The following is a 21,797-nucleotide window of genomic DNA, read 5'->3' as shown; positions in this document are numbered from 1 at the left end:
ATGCTTGAAGGCAAGGTGGTCGTTGTAACCGGTGCGGGCCGTGGAATCGGTCGCGAACTTGCGTTGGAAATCGCACGACAGGGCGCCTCGGTCGTGGTCAACGACCTGGGAGCGGCTTTGGACGGGCAGGGACAGGATCAGGGACCGGCAGCTGCAGTGGTCGAGGAAATCAGGAGGAACGGCGGCAGCGCCGTCGCGCATTTCGGCAGCGTCAGCGATTGGGGCCAGGCGCAAAACATTGTTGCTGCGGCACTTGATAATTTCGGTCGTATCGATGGGCTCGTAAACAATGCCGGCATCCTGCGCGACCGATTTTTCTTCAATATGGAACCGGAAGAGTGGCGGGCGGTGATCGACGTCCATCTCCACGGCTCCTTCTACATGGCACGGGCAGCCGCGCAGCATTTCAAGCAACAGCAGTCCGGCGCCTATGTGCATTTCGTGTCGACCTCAGGGCTGATCGGCAACCTCGCCCAAGCTAATTACTCAGCTGCGAAGATGGGCATAGTTGCTCTGTCGAAATCGATCGCGATGGACATGGAACGCTACCACGTTCGTTCCAATTGCGTATCGCCATTTGCCTCGAGCAGGATGATTGGCTCGATCCCGACAGAAGGAGCCGAAGCGGGGGAGCGCGTCAAACGGTTGCAGGCGATGGAACCGGCTAAGATAGCGCCTCTTGTCGCCTATCTGCTGACGGATAGCGCTTCTGACGTCTCGGGGCAGATTTTCGCGGTGCGCGCGAACGAAGTGTTCTTGATGAGTCAGATCCGTCCGATCCGTTCTATGCATGCCGACAGCGGATGGACCGTACAGACGATCGCCGATCGTGCGATGCCGGCATTTCGCGGCAGCTTCTATCCGCTCGACCGTTCGCAGGACGTATTCAGCTGGGACCCGGTCTGATGGGGTTTAGTGCCCTCGACCCCGAAAAGCTGCGGAAGTTCTCGATCCCCGAGATCAGGGAAAATTGGACCTACGCGGACACGCTTTTCTACAATTTGTCGATCGGCATCGGCTCGCACCATCTTGCGCCCGAAGAGCTCAAATACGTCCAGCAGAGGGACAATCTTGCCACCCTGCCTTCGATGGCGACCGTCATGGCACATCCCGGTTTCTGGCTTGAGCATCCTGACAGTGGGGTCGATCCTCGCTGCGCGCTGCATGGCGAGCAGACGGTCGAACTCGATGGACCGCTTCCGGCGGAGGCTGATATTGTTTCACAAAGCCGGATCGGCAGATTGCTCGATAAGGGCGAAGGCAAAGATGCAATCCTTGAGACGATCACAGATCTCATCGATGCCAGGACGGAGGTGCGCCTTGCGAGTCTCCGTCGGACAACCGTTCTTAGAAAGTGCGGCGGCTTCGGTGGCGAAGACCTGGCGGGCAACAAGCCGGCGACACGACCGGATGATCCAGCCGACATTGTCGTCGAGTTCGCTACACTGCCGCAACAGGCGCTCATCTACGCATTGAACGGTGATAGCAATCCCCTGCATCTCGATCCAACGATCGCAGCAAATGCGGGCTTTCCAGGTCCAATCCTACAGGGCCTGTGTACGTTCGGAATAGCGACGTTCCTGCTTGCGGAAGCCGCGTTCAACGGTCAACCCGAGCGGATGCGGTCAATCGGGATGCGCTTCTCAAGCCCAGTCTATCCTGGCGAAACTCTTCAGGTAGCGATCTGGAACAATGGTTTCTTTGAAGTGTCGACTGCCGCACGTAAACAAGTTGTAGGTCGCCTGGGGACCTTTGGTACAACGGGATGAAGCTCTTATCGGTGGCTCCGCGGTCTGCGTCACTTCGTTCAGGTCAATGCCGCGATAGTGACATTTCGTAGCTGCTCTTTAACTTTCGGCAGGCCCAACCTTCGAAGCGTAGAACCAATTGTAAAAGGCCACCTCGGACGATCTCGCTCCATCTGCACGACGAAAATCAAGGTTTCGATGCACTTGGGCGATCAATAGCGTCGGGAGCCCGAAAAACTGTTGCTGGCGAATCACCCGGAAGGAAACACATGGTCATATCGAAGATTCTTGTCGCCAACCGGTCCGAAATCGCTATTCGCGTGTTCCGCGCGGCCAATGAATTGGGCATAAAAACGGTCGCGATCTGGGCGGAGGAGGATAAACTCTCACTCCATCGGTTCAAAGCGGATGAGAGCTATCAAGTCGGTCGCGGCCCAAATCTGGCGCGTGACCTTGGGCCGATCGAAAGCTACCTCTCCATTCCGGAAGTGATCCGCGTTGCAAAACTGTCCGGTGCCGACGCGATCCATCCGGGATACGGCCTTCTGTCTGAAAGCCCTGAATTTGTAGAGGCCTGCAACGATGCAGGCATCATTTTCATCGGCCCGACTGCCGATACCATGCGCCAACTGGGCAACAAGGTCGCTGCCCGCAATCTAGCTATTTCCGTTGGCGTGCCTGTTGTTCCGGCCACTGAGCCGCTGCCGGATAATATCGAGACCGTGAAGAAGATGGCTGCCGAGATAGGCTATCCCGTCATGCTGAAGGCCTCCTGGGGAGGTGGCGGGCGCGGCATGCGCGTCATCCGCTCAGAGGCCGATCTTGCCAAGGAAGTCACTGAAGCCAAGCGCGAAGCCATGGCCGCCTTCGGCAAGGATGAAGTTTATCTGGAAAAGCTGGTGGAGCGTGCACGCCACGTGGAAAGCCAGGTGTTGGGCGACACGCATGGTAATGTGGTTCATCTCTTCGAGCGTGACTGCTCCATCCAGCGCCGTAACCAGAAGGTGGTGGAGCGCGCACCGGCCCCTTACCTCTCGGAGGCACAGCGGCAGGAACTGGCCGGCTACTCCCTGAAGATTGCCGCTGCAACGAACTATATCGGCGCCGGCACCGTCGAATATCTGATGGATGCAGATACCGGTAAATTCTACTTCATCGAAGTGAACCCGCGCATTCAGGTCGAGCATACGGTCACGGAAGTCGTCACCGGCATCGATATCGTCAAGGCGCAGATCCACATTCTGGAAGGGGCGGCCATCGGCAAGCCGGAATCCGGCGTGCCTGCCCAGGAGAGCATCCGCCTCAACGGCCATGCGTTGCAGTGCCGCATTACGACGGAAGATCCGGAACAGAACTTGATCCCGGATTATGGCCGCATCACCGCCTATCGTTCTGCAGCCGGTTTTGGCATTCGTCTCGATGGTGGCACGGCCTATACGGGCGCGATCATCACCCGCCATTACGATCCGCTGCTGGTGAAGGTCACGGCGTCTGGCGGTACACCGCACGAAGCGATCAGCCGCATGGATCGTGCTCTGCGCGAGTTCCGTATTCGCGGCGTGGCAACCAATCTCACATTCCTGGAAGCGATCATCGGTCACCCGAGTTTTCGCGACAATTCCTATACGACTCGCTTTATCGACACGACGCCGGAGCTCTTCCAGCAGGTGAAGCGCCAGGACCGTGCGACCAAGCTTTTGACCTATCTCGCGGATGTGACCGTCAATGGTCATCCGGAAACCAAGGGCCGTCCGAAGCCATCAGACAAGGCGCCGAAGCCGGTTGTTCCTTACATCGAAGCCGAGGTGCAGGCCGGCACCAAGCAGAAGTTCGATGAGCTGGGACCCAAGGCGTTTGCGGAATGGATGCGCAATGAAAAGCCCGTGCTGCTGACCGACACGACCATGCGCGACGGTCACCAGTCGCTGCTCGCCACCCGCATGCGCACCTTCGACATTGCCCGCATCGCACCCGTCTATGCCAAGGCACTGCCCAACCTCTTCTCGCTGGAATGCTGGGGTGGTGCGACCTTTGACGTGTCCATGCGCTTCCTGACGGAAGATCCGTGGGAGCGTTTGGCGCTGATCCGCGAAGGCGCACCAAACTTTCTGCTGCAAATGCTGCTGCGGGGTGCAAACGGCGTTGGCTACACCAACTATCCGGACAATGTGGTGAAGTACTTCGTACGCCAGGTGGCGAAGGGTGGCATCGATCTCTTCCGCGTGTTCGACTGCCTGAACTGGGTGGAGAACATGCGCGTCTCCATGGACGCCATTCAGGAAGAGAACAAGCTCTGCGAGGCAACGATCTGCTACACCGGCGATCTCTTGAACATTGCTCGCCCGAAGTATGATCTGAAATACTATGTCTCGCTGGCGGAAGAACTGGAAAAGGCCGGTGCGCATATCATCGCGCTGAAGGACATGGCAGGGCTTCTGAAGCCTGCCGCTGCCCGTGTGCTGTTCAAGGCGCTGCGCGAGGCGACGAGCCTGCCGATCCATTTCCACACGCATGATACGTCAGGCATCTCAGCCGCAACGGTTCTCGCCGCGATCGATTCCGGCGTCGATGCCGTGGATGCGGCCATGGATGCCTTCTCCGGCAATACCTCGCAGCCCTGCCTTGGTTCGATTGTCGAAGCACTGTCGGGTACCGAACGTGACTCCGGTCTAAATCCGGAATGGATCCGCCGCATCTCCTTCTATTGGGAAGCAGTGCGCCACCAATATGCGGCCTTCGAAAGCGACCTCAAGGGTCCGGCTTCCGAAGTCTATCTTCATGAAATGCCGGGCGGCCAGTTCACCAACCTCAAGGAACAGGCACGTTCGCTGGGTCTCGAAACCCGCTGGAACGAAGTGGCCCAGACCTATGCCGACGTCAACCAGATATTCGGCGATATCGTCAAGGTCACGCCCTCTTCCAAGGTGGTTGGCGATATGGCGCTGACGATGGTGAGCCAGGATCTCACCGTCGAGGATGTCGAAAATCCGGGCCGTGATATCGCCTTCCCGGACTCGGTCGTCTCCATGCTGCGCGGCGATCTGGGTCAGCCTCCGGGCGGATGGCCGGAAGCGTTGCAGAAGAAGGCGTTGAAGGGCGACAAGCCCTATACCGAGCGCCCGGGCTCGCTGCTGAAGGAAGCCGATCTGGAAGCCGAGCGCAAGGTGATCGAGGACAAGCTCGGCCGGACAGTCGATGACTTCGAATTCGCGTCCTACCTTATGTATCCGAAGGTCTTTACCGATTTCGCGCTGACAGCCGATACCTACGGCCCGGTCTCGGTTTTGCCGACGCCTGCTTATTTCTACGGCATGGCAGACGCCGAGGAGCTGTTCGCGGAAATCGAGCGCGGTAAGACGCTTGTTATCGTCAACCAGGCGGCCAGCGCCGCCGACGCGCAAGGCCTTGTCACCGTCTTCTTCGAGCTGAACGGCCAGCCGCGCCGCATCAAGGTGCCGGATCGCAGTAGCGCCGCGTCAAGCATTGCACGCCGGAAGGCTGAAACCGGCAATGCAGCGCAACTCGGCGCGCCGATGCCGGGCGTCATTTCCCGCGTCTTCGTCGCTGCCGGCCAGAAAGTGAAGGCGGGCGATGTGCTGCTCTCCATCGAATCGATGAAGATGGAAACGGCGCTGCACGCTGATAAAGACGGCACCATTTCGGAAGTTCTGGTCAAAGTCGGCGACCAGATAGAAACGAGGGATTTGATCACGACGTTCGCCATTTAACGTGGAGAGTAAGATGTCCGTAACCGATGAGAGTGATATGCCGCGTGAAAATCGCAAGCTAAGGGTGGCGGCGGGATGCGGCCTAACGCAGGTATTTTTACTGACAGGCCTCACCGTCACGGAAATCAAAGACGCTGAAGCCGGTCGTGCCGTGCCACGTCGTGAGCTGTTTCGCCTGAAGGCGCGTCTCATTTTCGCCAGCTGGTGCTTCAGTTCCATAAATACACTTTATGCGGCAAAGCCAAATTTTATCAGCGCCTTGGGCAGTTCAACCTGAGAGCCAACGGTTCAAATCTACTCAAGGCGTGACGCAGTTCCCGGGACGTGTTGCTGGTCCCAGATGCCGTGACACTGATGTGCCTAAAGTATCGTACGGATCCAGCACGTACCCGGCCGCGCATGCTGCCATCGCTTCCGGCGATTCAGATGCGATGGTGGGTTTTCCCACGGCCTGGCTCCAGTGATGTTAATCGATGGAACTGAGGGCCATGAAATGGCCCGCCCCTCGAGGGTGGGGCGGGCCTTTATCGATTGCCTTAGAAGTCCATACCGGCGCCAGCGGGCATAGCCGGGGCGGCATCCTTCTTGGGCTTCTCGGCAATCATAGCCTCGGTCGTGATCAGAAGGCCGGCAACAGAGGCAGCGTCCTGCAGAGCGGTGCGCACCACTTTGGCAGGATCAATGACACCCTGTGCATAAAGATCGCCGAATTCGCCAGTCTGAGCATTCCAGCCGAAGGACAAGTCGGTCTTTTCCCGGAGTTTACCAACAATCACCGAGCCTTCAGCACCAGCATTCTCGGCGATCTGGCGCACGGGAGCCTCGATTGCACGACGGATAATGTCGACGCCGACGCGCTGGTCCTGGTTGGCAGTGGAGAGATTGTCGAGGGCCTTCACGGCACGCAACAGAGCCACGCCTCCGCCGGGCAGGATACCTTCTTCCACGGCCGCGCGGGTGGCGTGCAGGGCATCGTCCACGCGGTCCTTCTTTTCCTTGACCTCGACTTCCGTCGAGCCGCCGACGCGGATGACCGCAACGCCGCCTGCGAGCTTGGCCAGGCGCTCCTGCAGCTTTTCGCGGTCGTAGTCCGACGTGGTTTCTTCGATCTGCGCGCGGATCTGGACGACGCGACCTTCAATTTCCGCCTTGGAGCCGACGCCATCGATGATCGTGGTATTTTCCTTTTCAATGGCCACCTTCTTGGCCCGACCAAGCATGTTGAGGGTGACATTCTCCAGCTTGATGCCGAGATCTTCCGAGATAACAGTACCACCCGTCAGGATGGCGATGTCTTCCAGCATGGCCTTGCGACGATCGCCGAAGCCAGGAGCCTTCACGGCAGCGATCTTCAGGCCACCCCGCAGCTTGTTGACGACGAGGGTCGCCAGCGCCTCGCCTTCGACGTCTTCAGCGATGACCAGCAACGGCTTGCCGGATTGGACGACGGCTTCGAGAACCGGGAGCATGGCCTGCAGGTTCGACAGCTTCTTTTCGTGGATCAGGATGTAGGGGTCTTCAAGCTCGACCCGCATCTTGTCCTGGTTCGTGACGAAGTAGGGGCTCAGATAGCCGCGGTCGAACTGCATGCCTTCGACGACTTCGAGTTCGGTTTCGGCGGTCTTGGCCTCCTCGACAGTGATGACGCCTTCATTGCCCACTTTTTCCATAGCTTCCGCGAGATAGCGGCCGATTTCGGAATCGCCGTTGGCGGAAATGGTGCCCACCTGTGCGATTTCGGAATTGCTGGTGATCTTGCGGGCGTTGGTCTTCAGTTCTCTCACGACCGCGTCAACGGCCAGATCAATACCGCGCTTCAGGTCCATCGGGTTCATGCCGGAAGCGACAGCCTTGGTGCCTTCCTTCACGATCGCCTGGGCGAGTACGGTGGCAGTCGTGGTGCCGTCGCCGGCCAGATCGTTGGTTTTGGAAGCGACTTCGCGCAGCATCTGCGCGCCCATATTCTCGAACTTGTCTTCCAGTTCGATTTCCTTGGCGACCGATACGCCGTCCTTGGTGATACGCGGTGCACCGAAGGACTTGTTGATCACGACGTTGCGGCCTTTCGGGCCGAGCGTCACCTTCACGGCATTGGCCAGCACATCGACCCCACGCAGCATGCGTTCACGGGCATCGGTGTGAAACTTGACTTCTTTCGCAGCCATTTTTTCTAACTCCTCAATAGGCAGCTATTTGACTGATGGTTTGCAATGACAGGATCGCCTCAGGCGGCTTTCTTCTGCTCGGCCTGGGCCTCGATGATGCCCATGACGTCGCTTTCCTTCATGATCAGCAGGTCTTCGCCGTTGATCTTGATCTCGGTGCCGGACCACTTGCCGAACAGGATGCGATCACCTGCCTTGACGTCGAGCGCGTGGATCTGGCCGGCTTCGTTGCGTGCGCCGGGCCCGACGGCGATGACCTCGCCTTCCTGCGGCTTTTCCTTGGCAGTATCGGGGATAATGATGCCGCCCTTGGTCTTTTCTTGGGATTCGACCCGGCGGACGAGAATGCGATCATGAAGCGGTCGGAACGACATGTTTTCCTCCGTTGAGCAAAAAATGTGACGTTGTTCCCTCACCGGACCGGATGACCAGTCCGGGCGGGTGCGAACCTCATTGAGCGTTCGCGCGCATAGATTTATTTTGGGTTTTTCCGAATTCAAGAGGGTGACAAGAAAAAATCAGCGCTCACGAAAGACGGCTGCTAACAGTTTGTAAAAGAAACACAAAAGCGCTGGCGCGTTCAAAAATTCGTTGATGACGGCAAAATTTTGCGCCACCTTGTGTTGGTCAAGAAAGGAGATGAAACATGCAGTTCTCATCAGACTTTGCGCGTCAACTCAATGGCTACGGCCTTACCACCGCGCATATCCTATATCGCATCCCCGATTTTGAATCCGTCCTTCAAACCTATGTCTGGCAGGATTACGATTTGGCGCCTGATTTTCCAGAAATGCACAAGTTCCTCGATTTCTGGCAGGCCAGCCTTGATGGACCTCTGCATTCTGTGCGCTACAGCCATCGGCGCCTCATCGGGCCGAATGAATGGCGACGCGTCGACGGCGAGCTCAAGCTGCACTGAGAGCTTGAAACGAGAATTTTCTCTTCCTAGCTCTTTCGCGGCCGAGGCTTAACGAGCTCGGCCGAAATCCCACGTTTATCTTGAGTGAGATTGAAAATGGACGAGAAGATCAAGATCATCAAAGATCTCAGCGTTGAGGAACGCGAAGACGTTTTTGTCGATATTGCGCGTATGCTGGAGGGAACTGCACGCGAAGCCTTCGTCGAAGGTCATCGCCATTTCGCCGCGCTTTCGGCCAACATGGCCCAGGCAATTTTCGTCAATGCCGACGAGCTGGCGCGCGACGACGTGCAAAATGCAGAACGTGTGCTTGAGCAGGCGACCGCAATGATCACGCAGTTCAAGGCTTTGCATCCGTATCGAATGATGAGTCGTGCCTTACATTGATTGTTGCTCGCTTCTGTGAGCGAGAACGGCTGTGTGTGGATATTCGCGCGGCGGCTGTTGGCACTTGAAATTTTTGCTGCTGATGCTCTTGAATCCGAAATTCTCAAAAACCAAATCGATTTCCGCCAGCTGCTGAAAACAGGGCCGGCCTTGCTGGGAGCGCCGCTTTCGGCGCTTCCGTACCCATGTTGCTTCAAGGAGGATATGGCTATGGCAACATCTTACGACTACGCACCCCTGTTCCGTTCGACCGTTGGGTTCGACCGGGTCTTCAATCTACTCGAAAACGCTCAGCGCGCCCGTTCGATCAGCGATTGGCCGCCTTATGACATCTTCAAGACAGGTGACGACAGCTACCGAATCTCGATCGCGGTCGCCGGCTTTGCCCAGGATGATCTCGACGTCACCTTCCAATCCAACCTTCTGACCGTCACCGGCAAGAAGCAGGAGACGGGCAATGACGGCTAATTGCATCGCGGCATCGCCGGCCGGCCATTCGAGCACCGCTTCGAGCTCGCCGACCATGTCCGGGTAAACGGCGCCGATCTGCAGAATGGCCTTCTGTCGATCGATCTCGTGCGTGAGATCCCCGAGGCTTTGAAACCGCGCAAGATCGACATCCAGACCAACCCGGCTCTCTCGCAAAAGGTCACTCCGGCGCAGATCGAAGCGCCAAAGGCAGCTTAACCCGCATTGTCCGCAGAACAAGGGCGCCACTGCTGTGGCGCTCGTCGACATTCCGGGTTGGGAAGGAGAGAGCGATGAAACCCGATATGTTCAGACAACCTGTTACTATCCTCGTCGGCCTTGGCTTTCCGACCGAGGTTCATACCGTCATGGACGCCTACCGCCATCTTGCCGATCGGCCCGCCTCGTCTAGGGACACGGCGCATTCCATTGCCCTGAAGGCATGTCAGGCGGCCCTTCGCGGAGAGATCGAAGCCGAGACCGCACGCGGCCTGTTTGCTGCCTTTGCTGAGAAGCACGATCTGCTGGCACCGGAAACAGACGTGATTGCCGCCTCCCGTCGTGGGCACGACAAAGAGCCGCACGTTCGCTGAGGAGGCCGAGATGCGCGAGTCTTTCCAGCAGGCAGCCGGCAACGCTATGGCGATGGGTCCGACGATCCTGCTTCAGGGCATTCAGATTGAGCGGCCGCTGGACGTGGTGAAAGCGACCGCACTCTCCGCAGACGACAAGCGGACCATCCTGGCTTCTTGGGCTTCGGACTTTTACGCCGTCGACTCGAAGCCGGCATTCCGCCATCTGCCTGGAACACCGGAGCCGGTTTCCATCGACGAGGTTCGAATGGCCCTCACAGAACTCGATCGGCGTTACGGATGATGATTTAGCGGCCGCACGGGCCGGTTCATTCATGTGGCGAACGTTGGCGATCGAGATCGGAATGGTTGAGACCGAAATGTTCCAAAACAAGGTCGAGGTTGCGGCGGTTGGATTTGAAGTAGACATCAAACAGGTCCCCGAACAATGGGATGCTCCGGGCCGCCGCATCGAACCCGATATTGGCCAACATCTTAAGAAGCTCCTCATTGGGCATGCCAAGCCGGCGCGCCTCATCGATGCTTTAGAGACTGATTGCAGCGCCGGCGAAGTCACCGACACCTGGAACCAGCCAGATCACTAAGTGTGCTCCGAACGAAAAGCGTGTTCCGGGAATGGGCGGCGCCGTGTCCATGAGCCGAGACGATCCACGCATGCGGCGAAGGCGTGCCAGACGTTCAGCGCCAACGGGGATGGAGGAACCGCGCATTCCTTGATCAGATTACTCCGGCTGGCGCGCGCCTGCTGATCGGCTTGAGACAAGGGGTGAGAATGTACTACGGGATCAACAGTTAAGCAAAAATGCTAGCCGAAACGCGGTTCGAATCCGTTCAAGAGCAAAAGAAGCGTTTGTTGAAATAGCACATCTCTACCGTTGAAGGGTTGGTCACGGTTGAAATGGAATGGTTTGTCCCGGTTAGCGAACCGGACCACTCGTGTATGAAACGCGGTGGACTCTCACGCCATCGGCATTAAGCAGGGTGATCATACCTTCTTTACTGGACAAAGCGGCCGGTGGCATGATCTCGATGGTTATGGTCGCCCCAGGATCGATCGTGCAGGAAAGGATCATCGCATTCTTCTGCATGTCTTTGATCATCTACCCGTCGAGAGCAACAGTGTCACATCGCAGCATCTTCACACAGTTCCGCTTCCGCAGTGTTACGGCAGACATTATTCCATGGACGGAATCTTCTATTGCTTGTCGCCAGGGCCTCATTCGTTAGCGTTTGTGTTTTCTATGACCGACCGCTCGGGCGAAATAGTTTGTGCGCGAAGGCGGTTGCAAAGCCTATGAAGGCGATGGTCCACAGGACGCCTGACAGAACCACCAGCGTCTCGAAATCGGCATCGTCGAACGTGGCGGCAATGCGGGTGAGGGCGGCGGCTGCAGCACAGGCGTAAACGGCCTGGGAAAATCGGGACATTGTCAGCGCATGCCCCGTGTGGCCAAGCGACGCCCTCATCATGACTGCCAATGTCATTGTGCCGATAGCGCCGGCGCCAAATGCATGCAGCCCCGCGGCAGATGAAACGGTGGACGGGGTAAGAGGAGCAAGGCCCGCGAGAATGAAGCCCGCGGGCAGGAAGAGGTAAGACAGATGCAGAACGAGAACCAGAGGCTCGCGCAAGCTGCGGTCGCCTGCCCAGCGGGCTAATCGCACAAGATGCAGAAAGCCAGTGCCAAGCATCAAGAGGCCGCCAGAATAGGAAAGGGGAGCCGCCACCCAGGCTGAGAAGGCCGCGATGCTGAAAACGATGGTCGCTGCGTCGAACTTGTTGAAGGCCGCCGGCAGACGGCCCGGCTTTTCCCGCGCCAGCCAGTTGCGGGTGAAGCTGGGGATGATCCGTCCGCCAATCAGGATGATGAGCATGATGGCCGCCGCGACCGCGAGCCGCCGCGCATAGTCGCTCGTCCCGCTGAAGAAAGCTTCTGCATGGAAGAGCACATTGGCGAAGAGCAGGATGGTGAGCGGGATCAGCACTTTCAGGTTCCGCCAGTTCTTCCCCGCCAGGATCTCGTTGGCCGTGACACCGGCGACTGCCAGCAGGAAGAGACAATCGAGCACACCCGCCGCGACGGGACCGATCAGCGCGGAGAAGAGCACCGCGATCCGCCCAATCATCCAGAGCGCGATCAGAACGCCGAGCGGCCGGCCCTGAACGGGGAGCCGTCCCGTCCAGTTCGGCACGGCCGTCAGCAGAAAGCCGGTGACGACCGCCGGCAGGAAGCCGAACAGCATTTCGTGGATGTGCCAGTCCACCGGATCGAAGGTGGTCAGCAAGCGCAACTGCCCGAAGACCATCGGCAGCCAGAGAAGGATGGCCAGCCCCGCATAGAGCCCGCCGAGGAAGAAGAACGGCCGGAACCCGTAGGAGAGGATCGCCGGCCCGGTATAGGTTTTCAGTCTCGGCACGGGCATGGCCGGCCTCCTTTCTCGCTGTGTTCAATGACCGGCACAGGTGCATCCGGAATGCGGGAGCCGGCGGATTTCCGCGCGCCAGACATCCGGCCCTTCCTCCAGCGCCAGCCACTCGAACATGCCGGAGAAATGCAGGGCGATGTGCCGGCGCAGCGGAACCGGGTCGTGATCGCTGACCAGAAGCATCCCCATCTTCGGCGTCAGCGCCTCCAGCATCGCGAAGATTTTCGGGTGGCGCTCCTGCGGGGGCAGCAACCGCACGTCGATGGTGGGAAGATCGGTCAGCGTTTCGGTCATGGGATTCGTGTCTCTCTGCGGCCCTTGAAATCATTGGCTTTTGTTTGCGACCGGCCGTATCGCCGCGACCCGAAGGCTAGGCCTCCGCCGAAACGTCATTTTGCGCTAACGCAAAGAAAAAGCCGGTCTCGCCAGATCTCGCTATCGGGCGGCCGTTACAGCCCTTTCGCCGTTTTGATTGCGATATCGCAAACTCGTCCCGGCCTCTGCCGCTAGGTTCCGCTCGAAACGTTGATATCAAGCGGGAAGACAGACATGCCCCTCGGGTTCAAGGATTGGTGCAGGGATTTCATCGCGGCGAGCCTTGTAGCTCTGGTCGCAATCCTCCTTGCCGCAGCCTTCACCGACTCCGCCGGCGCAGCACCGCTCGTCAGCGAATTCCTCGACAAGGCGAAGCCCTCGGACCTCGTGCCGGGCGCAGACGCCTATGGCCCGCTCAGCGACAAGGCCCCTGTCGTCGCCGCCATGAAGAACGGCAAGCGCATCGGCTGGATCTTCCTCACCTCCGATTTCGTGCCCACCGCCGGCTATTCGGGCAAGCCGATTCATATCCTGGCGGGCATTTCGGACGATGCCGTCATCACCGGCGTTCGTCTCATGCAGCATCACGAGCCGATCGTGCTGATCGGCATTCCCGAAGCCCGCATCAAGGCCGTAACCGAGAAATATGCCGGTCTCGACCTCAGGAAAGAGGCCGTGTCGCAGGGCTCGGCGCATGATCCCGACATTGTCTCGGGCGCGACCGTCACCATCATGATCATCGACGATTCCATCGTCCGCGCCGGCATCAAGGTGGCAAAGGCCCTGTCGCTCGGCGGCCTCGCGCCGGATAGCCAGCTGGCCTCGGCCAAACGCCAGATGGACCGCACGAACGATCAGGTGAAGGACTGGCAGACGCTGGCCGGCGACGGCTCGATCCGCCACTTCACCCTCGATGTCGACCAGATCAACAGCGATTTCAAAGGTCTCGGCGACCCGCGCTCGGAAGAGCATGTCGAGCCCGGCCCCGGCAATGACGCCTATATCGATCTCTGGGTCGCGCTCGTCAGCCAGCCCTCGATCGGTAAGAGCCTGCTGGGCGACAACGGCTTCCGCAATCTGCAGGCGGCACTCAAGGAAGGCGACGAAGCCATCCTCGTTGCCGGCAATGGCCGCTGGTCTTTCAAGGGCTCGGGCTATGTGCGCGGCGGCATTTTCGATCGCATCCAGGTCATCCAGGGCGAAATCTCGAACCGCTTCCACGACCGCGATCATCTCCGCATGAACCAGATCGCCGCCGATGGTGCGCCGGCGATGAAGGAGGCAGACCTCTTCATCATCCGCAAGGCCTCGGGCTTTGATCCGGCCGAACCCTTCCGCCTGCAGATGCTGGTCCAGCGCCCGGTCGGCGCCATCGACAAGCTGTTCCGCAACTATGAACTCTCCTACGACCTGCCGAAACCCTATCTCGCTGCCGTAACCCCTCAAGCTCCGGCAGCAAGCCCGTCCGTCACCACGGAGGGCCCCGACAGCGCCGCGACGATCCGCAACGCCCTCTGGACGAAGATATGGCAGGCGAAGAAGGGAGATGTCGCGGTGCTGGCGGCGGGGCTGGCAGGGCTCACCCTGATCTTCTTCTTCCAGACCTTCGCCACCCGCAACGAGCGCGTCTTCTCGATCCTCCGCACCTCGTTCCTCGTCTTCACGCTGGTCTTCATCGGCTGGTATGCGAATGCGCAGCTCTCGGTGGTGAATGTCCTGGCCGTCATCTCGGCGCTGTTCAGCAATTTCCGCTGGGAAACCTTCCTGATGGATCCGCTGATCTTCATCATGTGGTTTGCCGTCGCGGCTGCTCTCCTCTTCTGGGCACGCGGGGCCTATTGCGGCTGGCTCTGCCCCTTCGGCGCGCTGCAGGAACTGTCGAACAAGATCGCGCGTCTGTGCCGCGTGCCGCAGATCACTCTCCCCTGGGGTCTGCATGAACGCCTGTGGCCGATCAAATACATCATCTTTCTCGGTCTCTTCGGCATGTCGCTCTACTCGTTCGACATGGCAGAGCACTATGCCGAGATCGAGCCTTTCAAGACCGCGATCATCCTGAAGTTCGACCGGCCGTGGCCCTATGTGCTCTTTGCGCTGGCCATGCTCGCTCCCGGCCTCTTCATCGAGCGCTTCTACTGCCGCTATGTCTGCCCGCTCGGCGGCGGGCTCGCCATCCCGGCACGGCTCCACATGTTCCGCTGGCTCAAGCGCTACAAGGAATGCGGCAACCCATGCCAGGTCTGCGCCAAGGAATGCCCGGTTCAGGCGATCCATCCGACGGGCGAGATCAACCCCAACGAATGCATTTCCTGCCTGCACTGCCAGGTTCTCTACCAGCACACTTCCAAGTGCCCCGTCGTCGTCGGCCGCATCAAGAAGCGCGAACGCTTCGAGCGCCAGACGGGCATCGCACCCCAATCCGGCACCACGCCGAAGATCGATGGCCAGCCGAAGGTCAATTTCAAATCCCATCCAGCGGCGGGGGACACCGCCGGGATGACTAACCAAGGAGCAGTCCAATGAGTGACAACAAGATTTCACGCCGAGGCCTTCTCGGCTCGACAGCAGGCGGAGCGGCATTCGCCGGCGCCCTGCTGGCCGGCGGAGGCGAAGGCCTGTTGCCGCGGCGTGCCGCCGCTGCAAACGGTGCCTATCACGAGATCCATCCCGGCGAACTCGATGAGTATTACGGCTTCTGGTCGAGCGGTCAGGCCGGCGAAATCCGCATCATGGGCGTGCCATCGATGCGCGAGCTCATGCGCATTCCGGTGTTCAACCGCTGCTCGGCCACGGGCTGGGGCGAAACGAATGAAAGCCTGAAGATCCTCACCGAGAACCTCCTGCCGGAAACCAAGGAATTCCTCGCCAAGCGCGGCATGAAGACCTACCAGAACGGCGACCTGCACCACCCGCACATGTCCTTCAACAAGGGCACCTATGACGGACGGTATCTCTTCGCCAACGACAAGGCCAATACCCGCGTTGCCCGCGTCCGTTGCGACATCATGAAGGTCGACAAGGTCATCGAAATCCCGAACACCAGCGACATTCACGGCCTGCGTCCGCAGAAATGGCCGCGCACCGGCTATGTCTTCGCCAATGGCGAACACCGCATCCCGCTGCCGAATGACGGCATCATCCTCGACGAGCCCAAGAAGTATCATGCGATCTTCACGGCCATCGACGGCGACACGATGGAAATTGCCTGGCAGGTGATCGTCGACGGCAACCTCGACAATTGCGACACGGACTATGAGGGCAAGTATGCCTTCTCGACCTGCTACAATTCCGAAGAAGGCGTGACGCTCGCCGAAATGACGGCGAGCCCGATGGACTGGGTCACCGTCTTCGACATCGCCCGCATCGAGGCCGGCATCAAGAAGGGCGACTTCAAGGTCTATAACGGCGTCAAGGTTCTCGACGGCCGCCACGGCTCGCCCTACACCCGCTATATCCCGGTGCCGAACTCGCCGCATGGCTGCAACATGGCGCCGGACAAGATCCACCTGTGCCTCAACGGCAAGCTCTCGCCGACCGTCACCGTGGTCGACGTGCGCAAGCTCGAAGCCGTCTTCAACGGCGCCGAGCCCCGCAGCGCCGTCGTTGCCGAACCGCAGCTGGGCCTCGGCCCGCTTCACACCGCCTTCGACGGCAAGGGCAACGCCTATACGACGCTCTTCCTCGACAGCCAGATGGTGAAGTGGAACATCGACAAGGCCGTTCGCGCCTATGCCGGCGAGAAGGTCGATCCGATCCTGCAGAAGATCGACGTCCAGTACCAGCCGGGCCACAACCACTCGACCATGGGCGAAACGCTGGAGGCGGATGGCAAATACCTCATCTCGCTCAACAAGTTCTCCAAGGACCGGTTCCTCAATGTCGGTCCGCTGAAGCCGGAGAACGACCAGCTGATCGATATCGCCGGCGGCGAGATGAAGCTCGTGCATGACGGCCCGACATTTGCCGAACCGCATGACTGCATTCTCGTGCGCGCCGACATCGTCAATCCGGTGAGCGTCTACAAGCGCGACGACCCGATGTGGGCCGATGCCCGCGCCCAGGCCAAGGCCGACGGCGTCGATCTCGACTACGCTGCCGACGTCATCCGCGACGGCAACAAGGTGCGTGTCTACATGCACTCGGTCGCGCCGCAGTTCAGCCTTGAGAAGTTCGAGGTCAACCAGGGCGACGAGGTGACGATCACCATCACCAACATGGACGACGTGGACGATCTGACCCACGGCTTCACGCTCGGCAACCATGGTATCGCCATGGAAATCGGCCCGCAGGCGACGGCATCCGTCACCTTCACCGCCGACCGGGCGGGCGTCCACTGGTTCTATTGCCAGTGGTTCTGCCATGCGCTGCACATGGAAATGCGCGGCCGCATGCTCGTCCATCCGAAGAAGGCATGACGCCATGACACCGCGCGCCGCTTTCCTCACCCTGTTGCTGGCTTTCGTCTGGTCGCACCCTGCGGCCAGCGCGGAGATGACAGTGCGTGCGGAACCCGGCGCTCTCGTCGCAGCGCTGAAGGCGGCAGCGCCGGGCGACACGCTCCGACTCGGCATGGGCGACCATGCCGGGCCGGTCGACATCGACAAGCCGCTGACCATTCTGGGCGACGGCAAGGCCCGTATCCTGGGCAACGGTCAGGGCTCCGTCGTCACGGTGAAGGCCGCGGGCGTCACCATTGAAGGCGTCAACGTCGAAGGCTCGGGGGCAAAGCTCGACCAGCTCGACGCCGGCATCAAGGTTGCCGTGGGCGGCGACAAGGCGCGCCTCATCGCCAATCGCCTCACCGGCAATCTCATCGGCATCGACATGCAGGGCGGCAAGGATGCGCTGGTCGAAAGCAACACGATCGCCAACCGCACCGACCTGCACCGCGCCGAACGCGGCCCCGGCATCTATGTCTGGAATTCGCCGGGTCTGACCGTTGCGAACAACGAGATCAGCGGCGGCAATGACGGCATCTTCATTACCACCTCGCATCACGCAACCTATCGCGACAACCGGATGCATGACGTCCGCTTCGCCATCCATTCCATGTATGCCAATGATATCAAGGTTTTCGGCAACCGCTCCACCGGCAACGACATGGGCTATGCCTTCATGTATTCGCGTCAGGTGCAGGCCACGGACAACCTGTCCTCCGGCGACCGAACACATGGCATCTTCCTGAACTATGTCACCGACGCGAAGCTCGCGCACAACGACATCCGCGACGGCGGCGAGAAATGCCTCTTCGTCTACAACGTGAACAAGGCGACGATTTCCGCCAACCGCTTCGAAGGCTGCGATATCGGCGTCCATTTCACCGGCGGTTCCGAGAATGTCACGCTGACCGGCAACGCCTTCCTGCATGACCGCACCGAGGTGAAGTATGTCGGCTCGCACTGGCTCGAATGGAGCCTCAAGGGCCGCGGCAATTACTGGGCCGGCCATGTCGCCTTCGACGTCAACCGCGACGGCATTGCCGACAGCCCATACCGCCCGAACGATTCCATCGACCGCATGACCTGGAGCCAGCCGACAAGCCGGCTGCTTCTGGGCTCCCCCGCCGTGCAGATGATCCGCTGGGCGCAATCGCGCTTTCCGGGCTTGCTGCCCGGCGGCGTCATCGACAGCCATCCCCTGATGAGCCCCGCAGGCGCCGGGCTCGACACGCCAGACCTCGCACCGAAAGGCGGCACGCAATGACCGCAGGGACCGCACAGACCCCCATTCTCAAGATCGACGGCGTCGGCGTGACCTTCGCCGACCTGAAGGCGCTGCAGGACGTCAGCTTCGATGTCGCGCCCGGCGAGAAGCTCGCGCTTCTCGGCCATAATGGGGCGGGCAAGTCGACCCTCTTCAAATGCGTCCTCGGCTTCCTGAAGCCAGCCGCGGGCCGCATCACCGTTGCCGGCGACGCGCCGGGCTCAAATCACGCCCGCCGCTCGGTAAGCTATCTGCCCGAACAGGTCGCCTTTCCGCGCATGCTGACCGGCATCGAGATCATCACCTACTTCGCCAGGCTGAAATCGGTCGATCCGAGAGAGGCGCTGCCGCTGCTCGATCTCGTCGGCCTCGCGCAGGCCGGCCGCCGTCGTGTCGGCGATTATTCCAAGGGCATGCGCCAGCGGCTGGGGCTTGCGCAGGCGCTCATCGGCAAGCCGGACCTGCTGCTGCTCGACGAGCCGACCAGCGGGCTCGACCCCGTGTCGCGCCGCGAGTTCTACGAGATCATCGACCGAGTGGCCCAAGAGGGCGCGGCCGTGCTCCTCTCCTCGCATGCGTTGAGCGAAGTCGAAGGCCATATCGACCGTATCGCCATTCTCTCCAAGGGCCGCCTGGTCGCCGACGGCCAGATCAAGACGCTCGCCGAGGCCGCGCGCCTGCCGATCACCATCCGCATCAAGGCCCGCGAGGGACAGGCGGATGCGCTCCGCGACCGCTTCGGCGGCACGCGCATCAACGGCCGCTCGGTCGAGCTCTCCTGCGAGCCTGCGGGCAAGATCGACCTCGTCAGCCGCCTCACCGAGCGGCGCGAGGAGATCGACGACATCGACATCGCCTTGCCGAGCCTCGACGACATCTACCGCTTCTATTCCAACTTAGCCGAGAAGGGGGACGCCGCATGAGCCCTTTCACCAAGATTGCAGCCGTCGCCTCGATCGAGTTCCGCGTCGCCTTGCGCAATCGCTGGCTGATCCTGGCGACCGGCGTCATGACGCTCTTCTCGCTGGCACTGACCTTCTCCGGGGCCGGCGGGCTGGAACTCAAGGCCGGCATCCTGACGCTTGCGGCAGCCAGTCTTGCCACGCTTTCCGTCTATCTCATTCCGCTCATCGCGCTCCTGATCTCCTATGACAGCATCGCCGGCGAGGTGGAGCGCGGCACGATGGCGCTGGTGATGGCAACGCCGATCTCGCGCGGCGCGCTCCTGGCCGGCAAGGCGCTCGGCCTCATCGCGGTCCTGGCTATCGCGATTGCCGCGAGCCTCACGATCTCCAGCGCTGCCGCCATCTTCGCCTACGGCATGGACATGAGCGGCCTTGCCGCCATCGTTCGGCTGGGGCTGACCGGACTGCTGCTCGGCGCGGTCTTCGTCGCCATAGGCCTGATGATCTCGGTCGCCTCGCCGCGTGCCGGACAGGCGGCCGCTGTCGCCATCGGCGTCTGGCTCGTCGCCACCGTGCTCTACGATCTGGCGCTGCTGGCGGGCATTCTCGCCGACAAAGAGGGGGTCTTCACCAAGGCGCTCTTTCCTTATTTCGTCACCGCCAATCCGGGCGATGCCTTCCGCATCTTCAACCTCGCAGGCCTCGAGAATGCCGCGCCCGTGAGCGGCCTCGACGGCATCGCCAACACGCTCCCCTTCAGCCCGCTTTATGCGCTCGCCGGCCTGTTCGCCTGGCTCGTTGCCGCGCTTACTGCCGGCTATTTCCAGATCAGGAGACTGACACCATGACCCGCCACTGGACTTCACTTCTTACCGGCGCAGTGCTGGCGCTTCTGCTTGCAAGCTGCAACGGTCACGAAGCCTCGGCACCGCCGGCGCCGACGACGATGACGGCGGAAGCTGTTGGCCATAATTGCCAGATGTACGTGCTCGACCATCCGGGTCCGAAGGCGCAGGTGCATCTGAAGGGCATGGACGCGCCGCTCTGGTTTGCCGAAGTCGTCGATGCCGTCGCCTATCTTCGCGGGGCCGAACACGATGCGGACGTGACCGCCGTCTATGTCAGCGACATGGGCAAGGCGAAGTCCTGGCAGGAGCCCGGTGTCGACAACTGGATGAAGGCGGACGCGGCCGTCTATGTCATCGAAAGCCGCAAGCGCGGCGGCATGGAAACGCCGGAAGCGGTCCCCTTCTCCGACCGCAAGGCGGCAGACGCCTTCGTCGCCGAGACCGGCGGCCAGATTGTCGTGCTGAAGGACATTCCGGACGGTTACATCAAGCAGCAGGCGCAGGTCGGGATGGATACCGCCATGCCTGCGGCACATGGAGGCTGAGCCATGACCCAGATCTTCACGAAACCCGTCACCCGCCGTCGCGCGCTGTTCATCGGCGCTGTTCTCGTCGCCGGCGCGGCAATCCCATCTGCCATACTGGCGCCCCGCGCCTTCGCCGCCAAGCCCGTCCGCTGGAGCGGGCAGGCCCTCGGGGCACATGCCGAGATCGAACTCCTTGGCGCCAGCGAGGCCGAAGCCAGGCCTGTTCTGGCCGCCGTCGAAGCCGAAATCGCAAGGCTTGAAGTCATCTTCAGCCTTTACCGGCAGGACAGCGCGCTCGCTCGCCTGAACCGCGACGGCGCGCTGGCCGACCCGCCTCCGGAGCTTCTGGAAGTGCTGGCGCTCTCGCGAGCCGTCCACGGCCAGACGAACGGCCTGTTCGACCCAACCGTCCAGCCCCTCTTCGCCTTCTATGCCGAATGGTTCACCAAGCCGCATCGCGCCCGTCTGCCCGAAGCCTCCGAGCTCGCGCCGGTGCTGGCCCGCGTCGGCATGGACAAGGTCATCTTCGACGACATAGGCATCGCCTTCTCCCAACCCGGCATGGCGTTGACGCTTAACGGGATCGCGCAGGGCTATATCACCGATCGCATTTCCGCTCTCCTCAAGTCCCACGGCTACGGCAACATGCTGCTCGACATCGGCGAGATCCAGGCGGTCGGCAAGGGCCGCAACGGCGCCGGCTGGCAGGTCGGCATCCGCAAGGGGGTCAGCGGGCCGGAGATTGCCGAGCGCCTGACCCTTTCGGATCAGGCCGTCGCCACGTCGATGATGCTCGGCACGACCTTCGACAATCGGGGTCATGCCGGACACATCCTGCATCCGATGAAGGGGCTCACGCGGGATTACACGCCGCGCGCCAGTGTCATCCATCCCTCGGCCGCGTTTGCGGATGCGATGTCTACGGCGGTGGTGTTGATGGATGTCGTTGAGATCGAACGGATGCGGGCGAGCGGGCAGGATATCCGGGTTTGAGCAGCGCTCCGGGCTTCCTCTCCTCCTGTGGGAGAGGAATGGCATCTGACCCTCCCCAAACAAAAACGGCC

Annotated in this window: 20 protein-coding genes and 2 pseudogenes; 16 read left to right on the top strand and 6 right to left on the bottom strand. The window is 60.7% G+C overall.

Annotation, left to right across the window (positions count from 1 at the left end; translation table 11 throughout):
• The 4 genes from LQK84_RS19595 (at position 1) to LQK84_RS19580 (ending at position 5,753) form a co-directional block, all read left to right on the top strand.
• Positions 1-906, top strand: coding sequence for an SDR family NAD(P)-dependent oxidoreductase (locus LQK84_RS19595; RefSeq protein ID WP_230830413.1), 906 nt, complete (start codon positions 1-3; stop codon positions 904-906).
• On the top strand, positions 906-1,769 hold the full coding sequence (locus LQK84_RS19590) for a MaoC/PaaZ C-terminal domain-containing protein (RefSeq protein WP_230830412.1): 864 nt from the start codon (positions 906-908) through the stop codon (positions 1,767-1,769). The genes LQK84_RS19595 and LQK84_RS19590 overlap by 1 nt, the downstream gene beginning before the upstream one ends.
• Before the next feature lie 248 nt (positions 1,770-2,017).
• Positions 2,018-5,476: a pyruvate carboxylase gene (gene pyc / locus LQK84_RS19585; RefSeq protein ID WP_230830411.1), complete on the top strand. Its 3,459-nt coding sequence runs from the start codon at positions 2,018-2,020 to the stop codon at positions 5,474-5,476.
• 13 nt (positions 5,477-5,489) lie between these two features.
• Positions 5,490-5,753, top strand: coding sequence for a hypothetical protein (locus LQK84_RS19580; RefSeq protein WP_230830410.1), 264 nt, complete (start codon positions 5,490-5,492; stop codon positions 5,751-5,753).
• Between the two features lie 259 nt (positions 5,754-6,012).
• On the opposite strand, the gene groL is transcribed toward LQK84_RS19580, so the two are convergent.
• Together groL and LQK84_RS19570 are read right to left on the bottom strand one after the other, a co-directional pair.
• Positions 6,013-7,641 carry a chaperonin GroEL gene (groL, locus tag LQK84_RS19575; RefSeq protein WP_230830409.1) on the bottom strand — a complete coding sequence of 543 codons (1,629 nt, stop codon included), beginning with the start codon at positions 7,639-7,641 and terminating at the stop codon, positions 6,013-6,015.
• A 59-nt stretch (positions 7,642-7,700) separates the two neighbouring features.
• A complete protein-coding gene (locus tag LQK84_RS19570) occupies positions 7,701-8,015 on the bottom strand; it encodes a co-chaperone GroES (protein ID WP_230830408.1) in 315 nt (104 codons plus the stop codon).
• A 272-nt stretch (positions 8,016-8,287) separates the two neighbouring features.
• On the opposite strand from LQK84_RS19570, the gene LQK84_RS19565 reads away from it, so the two are divergent.
• The 5 genes and pseudogenes from LQK84_RS19565 (at position 8,288) to LQK84_RS19545 (ending at position 10,291) form a co-directional block, all read left to right on the top strand.
• A complete protein-coding gene (locus LQK84_RS19565; protein WP_230830407.1) occupies positions 8,288-8,560 on the top strand; it encodes an usg protein in 273 nt (90 codons plus the stop codon).
• 96 nt (positions 8,561-8,656) lie between these two features.
• The gene (locus LQK84_RS19560; protein ID WP_230830406.1) at positions 8,657-8,947 is read left to right on the top strand and encodes a hypothetical protein; all 291 of its coding nucleotides are present in this window, start codon (positions 8,657-8,659) and stop codon (positions 8,945-8,947) included.
• 210 nt (positions 8,948-9,157) lie between these two features.
• Positions 9,158-9,634 (top strand): annotated as a pseudogene (locus LQK84_RS19555) (Hsp20 family protein).
• A 74-nt stretch (positions 9,635-9,708) separates the two neighbouring features.
• Positions 9,709-10,008, top strand: a complete 300-nt coding sequence (locus LQK84_RS19550; RefSeq protein WP_230830405.1) for a DUF982 domain-containing protein — start codon at positions 9,709-9,711, stop codon at positions 10,006-10,008.
• A 10-nt stretch (positions 10,009-10,018) separates the two neighbouring features.
• Positions 10,019-10,291 (top strand): hypothetical protein, encoded by a 273-nt coding sequence (locus tag LQK84_RS19545; protein WP_230830404.1) that lies wholly within the window; start codon positions 10,019-10,021, stop codon positions 10,289-10,291.
• 25 nt (positions 10,292-10,316) lie between these two features.
• Here the strand turns inward: LQK84_RS19545 and LQK84_RS19540 are convergent.
• The 4 genes and pseudogenes from LQK84_RS19540 to LQK84_RS19525 all read right to left on the bottom strand — a co-directional run bounded on the left by LQK84_RS19540 (position 10,317) and on the right by LQK84_RS19525 (position 12,729).
• A pseudogene (locus tag LQK84_RS19540) lies at positions 10,317-10,718 on the bottom strand (DUF4112 domain-containing protein).
• A 207-nt stretch (positions 10,719-10,925) separates the two neighbouring features.
• Entirely contained in the window at positions 10,926-11,108 is a 183-nt protein-coding gene (locus LQK84_RS19535) for a hypothetical protein (protein ID WP_230830403.1), read from the bottom strand.
• A gap of 139 nt (positions 11,109-11,247) precedes the next feature.
• Positions 11,248-12,432 (bottom strand): NnrS family protein, encoded by a 1,185-nt coding sequence (locus LQK84_RS19530; RefSeq protein WP_230830402.1) that lies wholly within the window; start codon positions 12,430-12,432, stop codon positions 11,248-11,250.
• Positions 12,433-12,456: 24 nt separating this feature from the next.
• Positions 12,457-12,729, bottom strand: coding sequence for a DUF2249 domain-containing protein (locus LQK84_RS19525; RefSeq protein WP_230830401.1), 273 nt, complete (start codon positions 12,727-12,729; stop codon positions 12,457-12,459).
• Between the two features lie 255 nt (positions 12,730-12,984).
• Between LQK84_RS19525 and LQK84_RS19520 the strand changes: the two genes are divergently transcribed.
• Genes LQK84_RS19520 through LQK84_RS19490 form a run of 7 tightly spaced genes read left to right on the top strand, consistent with a single transcriptional unit; the run spans position 12,985 to position 21,726 of the window.
• On the top strand, positions 12,985-15,273 hold the full coding sequence (locus LQK84_RS19520; RefSeq protein ID WP_230830400.1) for a NosR/NirI family protein: 2,289 nt from the start codon (positions 12,985-12,987) through the stop codon (positions 15,271-15,273).
• On the top strand, positions 15,270-17,165 hold the full coding sequence (nosZ, locus tag LQK84_RS19515; RefSeq protein WP_230830399.1) for a TAT-dependent nitrous-oxide reductase: 1,896 nt from the start codon (positions 15,270-15,272) through the stop codon (positions 17,163-17,165). The genes LQK84_RS19520 and nosZ overlap by 4 nt, the downstream gene beginning before the upstream one ends.
• Positions 17,166-17,169: 4 nt before the next feature.
• A complete protein-coding gene (locus LQK84_RS19510; RefSeq protein ID WP_230830398.1) occupies positions 17,170-18,453 on the top strand; it encodes a nitrous oxide reductase family maturation protein NosD in 1,284 nt (427 codons plus the stop codon).
• A complete protein-coding gene (locus LQK84_RS19505) occupies positions 18,450-19,376 on the top strand; it encodes an ABC transporter ATP-binding protein (protein WP_230830397.1) in 927 nt (308 codons plus the stop codon). The genes LQK84_RS19510 and LQK84_RS19505 overlap by 4 nt, the downstream gene beginning before the upstream one ends.
• Entirely contained in the window at positions 19,373-20,206 is an 834-nt protein-coding gene (locus LQK84_RS19500; RefSeq protein WP_230830396.1) for an ABC transporter permease, read from the top strand. Before LQK84_RS19505 ends, LQK84_RS19500 begins: the two co-directional genes overlap by 4 nt.
• Entirely contained in the window at positions 20,203-20,751 is a 549-nt protein-coding gene (locus tag LQK84_RS19495; protein ID WP_230830395.1) for a nitrous oxide reductase accessory protein NosL, read from the top strand. Before LQK84_RS19500 ends, LQK84_RS19495 begins: the two co-directional genes overlap by 4 nt.
• 3 nt (positions 20,752-20,754) lie before the next feature.
• Complete coding sequence (locus LQK84_RS19490) at positions 20,755-21,726, top strand: FAD:protein FMN transferase (RefSeq protein ID WP_230830394.1); 972 nt, start codon at positions 20,755-20,757, stop codon at positions 21,724-21,726.
• Positions 21,727-21,797: the final 71 nt, after the last annotated feature.

Source organism: Rhizobium sp. C4 (assembly GCF_021026315.1).
GTDB lineage: Bacteria > Pseudomonadota > Alphaproteobacteria > Rhizobiales > Rhizobiaceae > Ensifer_A.
Note: the sequence above shows the minus strand (reverse complement) of the source record. Positions and strands in the feature narration are given on the sequence as shown.

Bases quoted from the DNA above. Each gene is read 5' to 3' on its own strand.
- LQK84_RS19510 (WP_230830398.1), top strand. From the start codon at position 17,170: ATGACACCGCGCGCCGCTTTCCTCACCCTGTTGCTGGCTTTCGTCTGG.
- LQK84_RS19525 (WP_230830401.1), bottom strand. From the start codon at position 12,729: ATGACCGAAACGCTGACCGATCTTCCCACCATCGACGTGCGGTTGCTG.
- LQK84_RS19595 (WP_230830413.1), top strand. From the start codon at position 1: ATGCTTGAAGGCAAGGTGGTCGTTGTAACCGGTGCGGGCCGTGGAATC.
- nosZ (WP_230830399.1), top strand. From the start codon at position 15,270: ATGAGTGACAACAAGATTTCACGCCGAGGCCTTCTCGGCTCGACAGCA.
- LQK84_RS19565 (WP_230830407.1), top strand. From the start codon at position 8,288: ATGCAGTTCTCATCAGACTTTGCGCGTCAACTCAATGGCTACGGCCTT.
- LQK84_RS19545 (WP_230830404.1), top strand. From the start codon at position 10,019: ATGCGCGAGTCTTTCCAGCAGGCAGCCGGCAACGCTATGGCGATGGGT.
- LQK84_RS19570 (WP_230830408.1), bottom strand. From the start codon at position 8,015: ATGTCGTTCCGACCGCTTCATGATCGCATTCTCGTCCGCCGGGTCGAA.
- LQK84_RS19520 (WP_230830400.1), top strand. From the start codon at position 12,985: ATGCCCCTCGGGTTCAAGGATTGGTGCAGGGATTTCATCGCGGCGAGC.
- LQK84_RS19590 (WP_230830412.1), top strand. From the start codon at position 906: ATGGGGTTTAGTGCCCTCGACCCCGAAAAGCTGCGGAAGTTCTCGATC.
- LQK84_RS19495 (WP_230830395.1), top strand. From the start codon at position 20,203: ATGACCCGCCACTGGACTTCACTTCTTACCGGCGCAGTGCTGGCGCTT.
- LQK84_RS19550 (WP_230830405.1), top strand. From the start codon at position 9,709: ATGAAACCCGATATGTTCAGACAACCTGTTACTATCCTCGTCGGCCTT.
- pyc (WP_230830411.1), top strand. From the start codon at position 2,018: ATGGTCATATCGAAGATTCTTGTCGCCAACCGGTCCGAAATCGCTATT.
- LQK84_RS19500 (WP_230830396.1), top strand. From the start codon at position 19,373: ATGAGCCCTTTCACCAAGATTGCAGCCGTCGCCTCGATCGAGTTCCGC.
- groL (WP_230830409.1), bottom strand. From the start codon at position 7,641: ATGGCTGCGAAAGAAGTCAAGTTTCACACCGATGCCCGTGAACGCATG.
- LQK84_RS19530 (WP_230830402.1), bottom strand. From the start codon at position 12,432: ATGCCCGTGCCGAGACTGAAAACCTATACCGGGCCGGCGATCCTCTCC.
- LQK84_RS19580 (WP_230830410.1), top strand. From the start codon at position 5,490: ATGTCCGTAACCGATGAGAGTGATATGCCGCGTGAAAATCGCAAGCTA.
- LQK84_RS19490 (WP_230830394.1), top strand. From the start codon at position 20,755: ATGACCCAGATCTTCACGAAACCCGTCACCCGCCGTCGCGCGCTGTTC.
- LQK84_RS19560 (WP_230830406.1), top strand. From the start codon at position 8,657: ATGGACGAGAAGATCAAGATCATCAAAGATCTCAGCGTTGAGGAACGC.
- LQK84_RS19535 (WP_230830403.1), bottom strand. From the start codon at position 11,108: ATGATCAAAGACATGCAGAAGAATGCGATGATCCTTTCCTGCACGATC.
- LQK84_RS19505 (WP_230830397.1), top strand. From the start codon at position 18,450: ATGACCGCAGGGACCGCACAGACCCCCATTCTCAAGATCGACGGCGTC.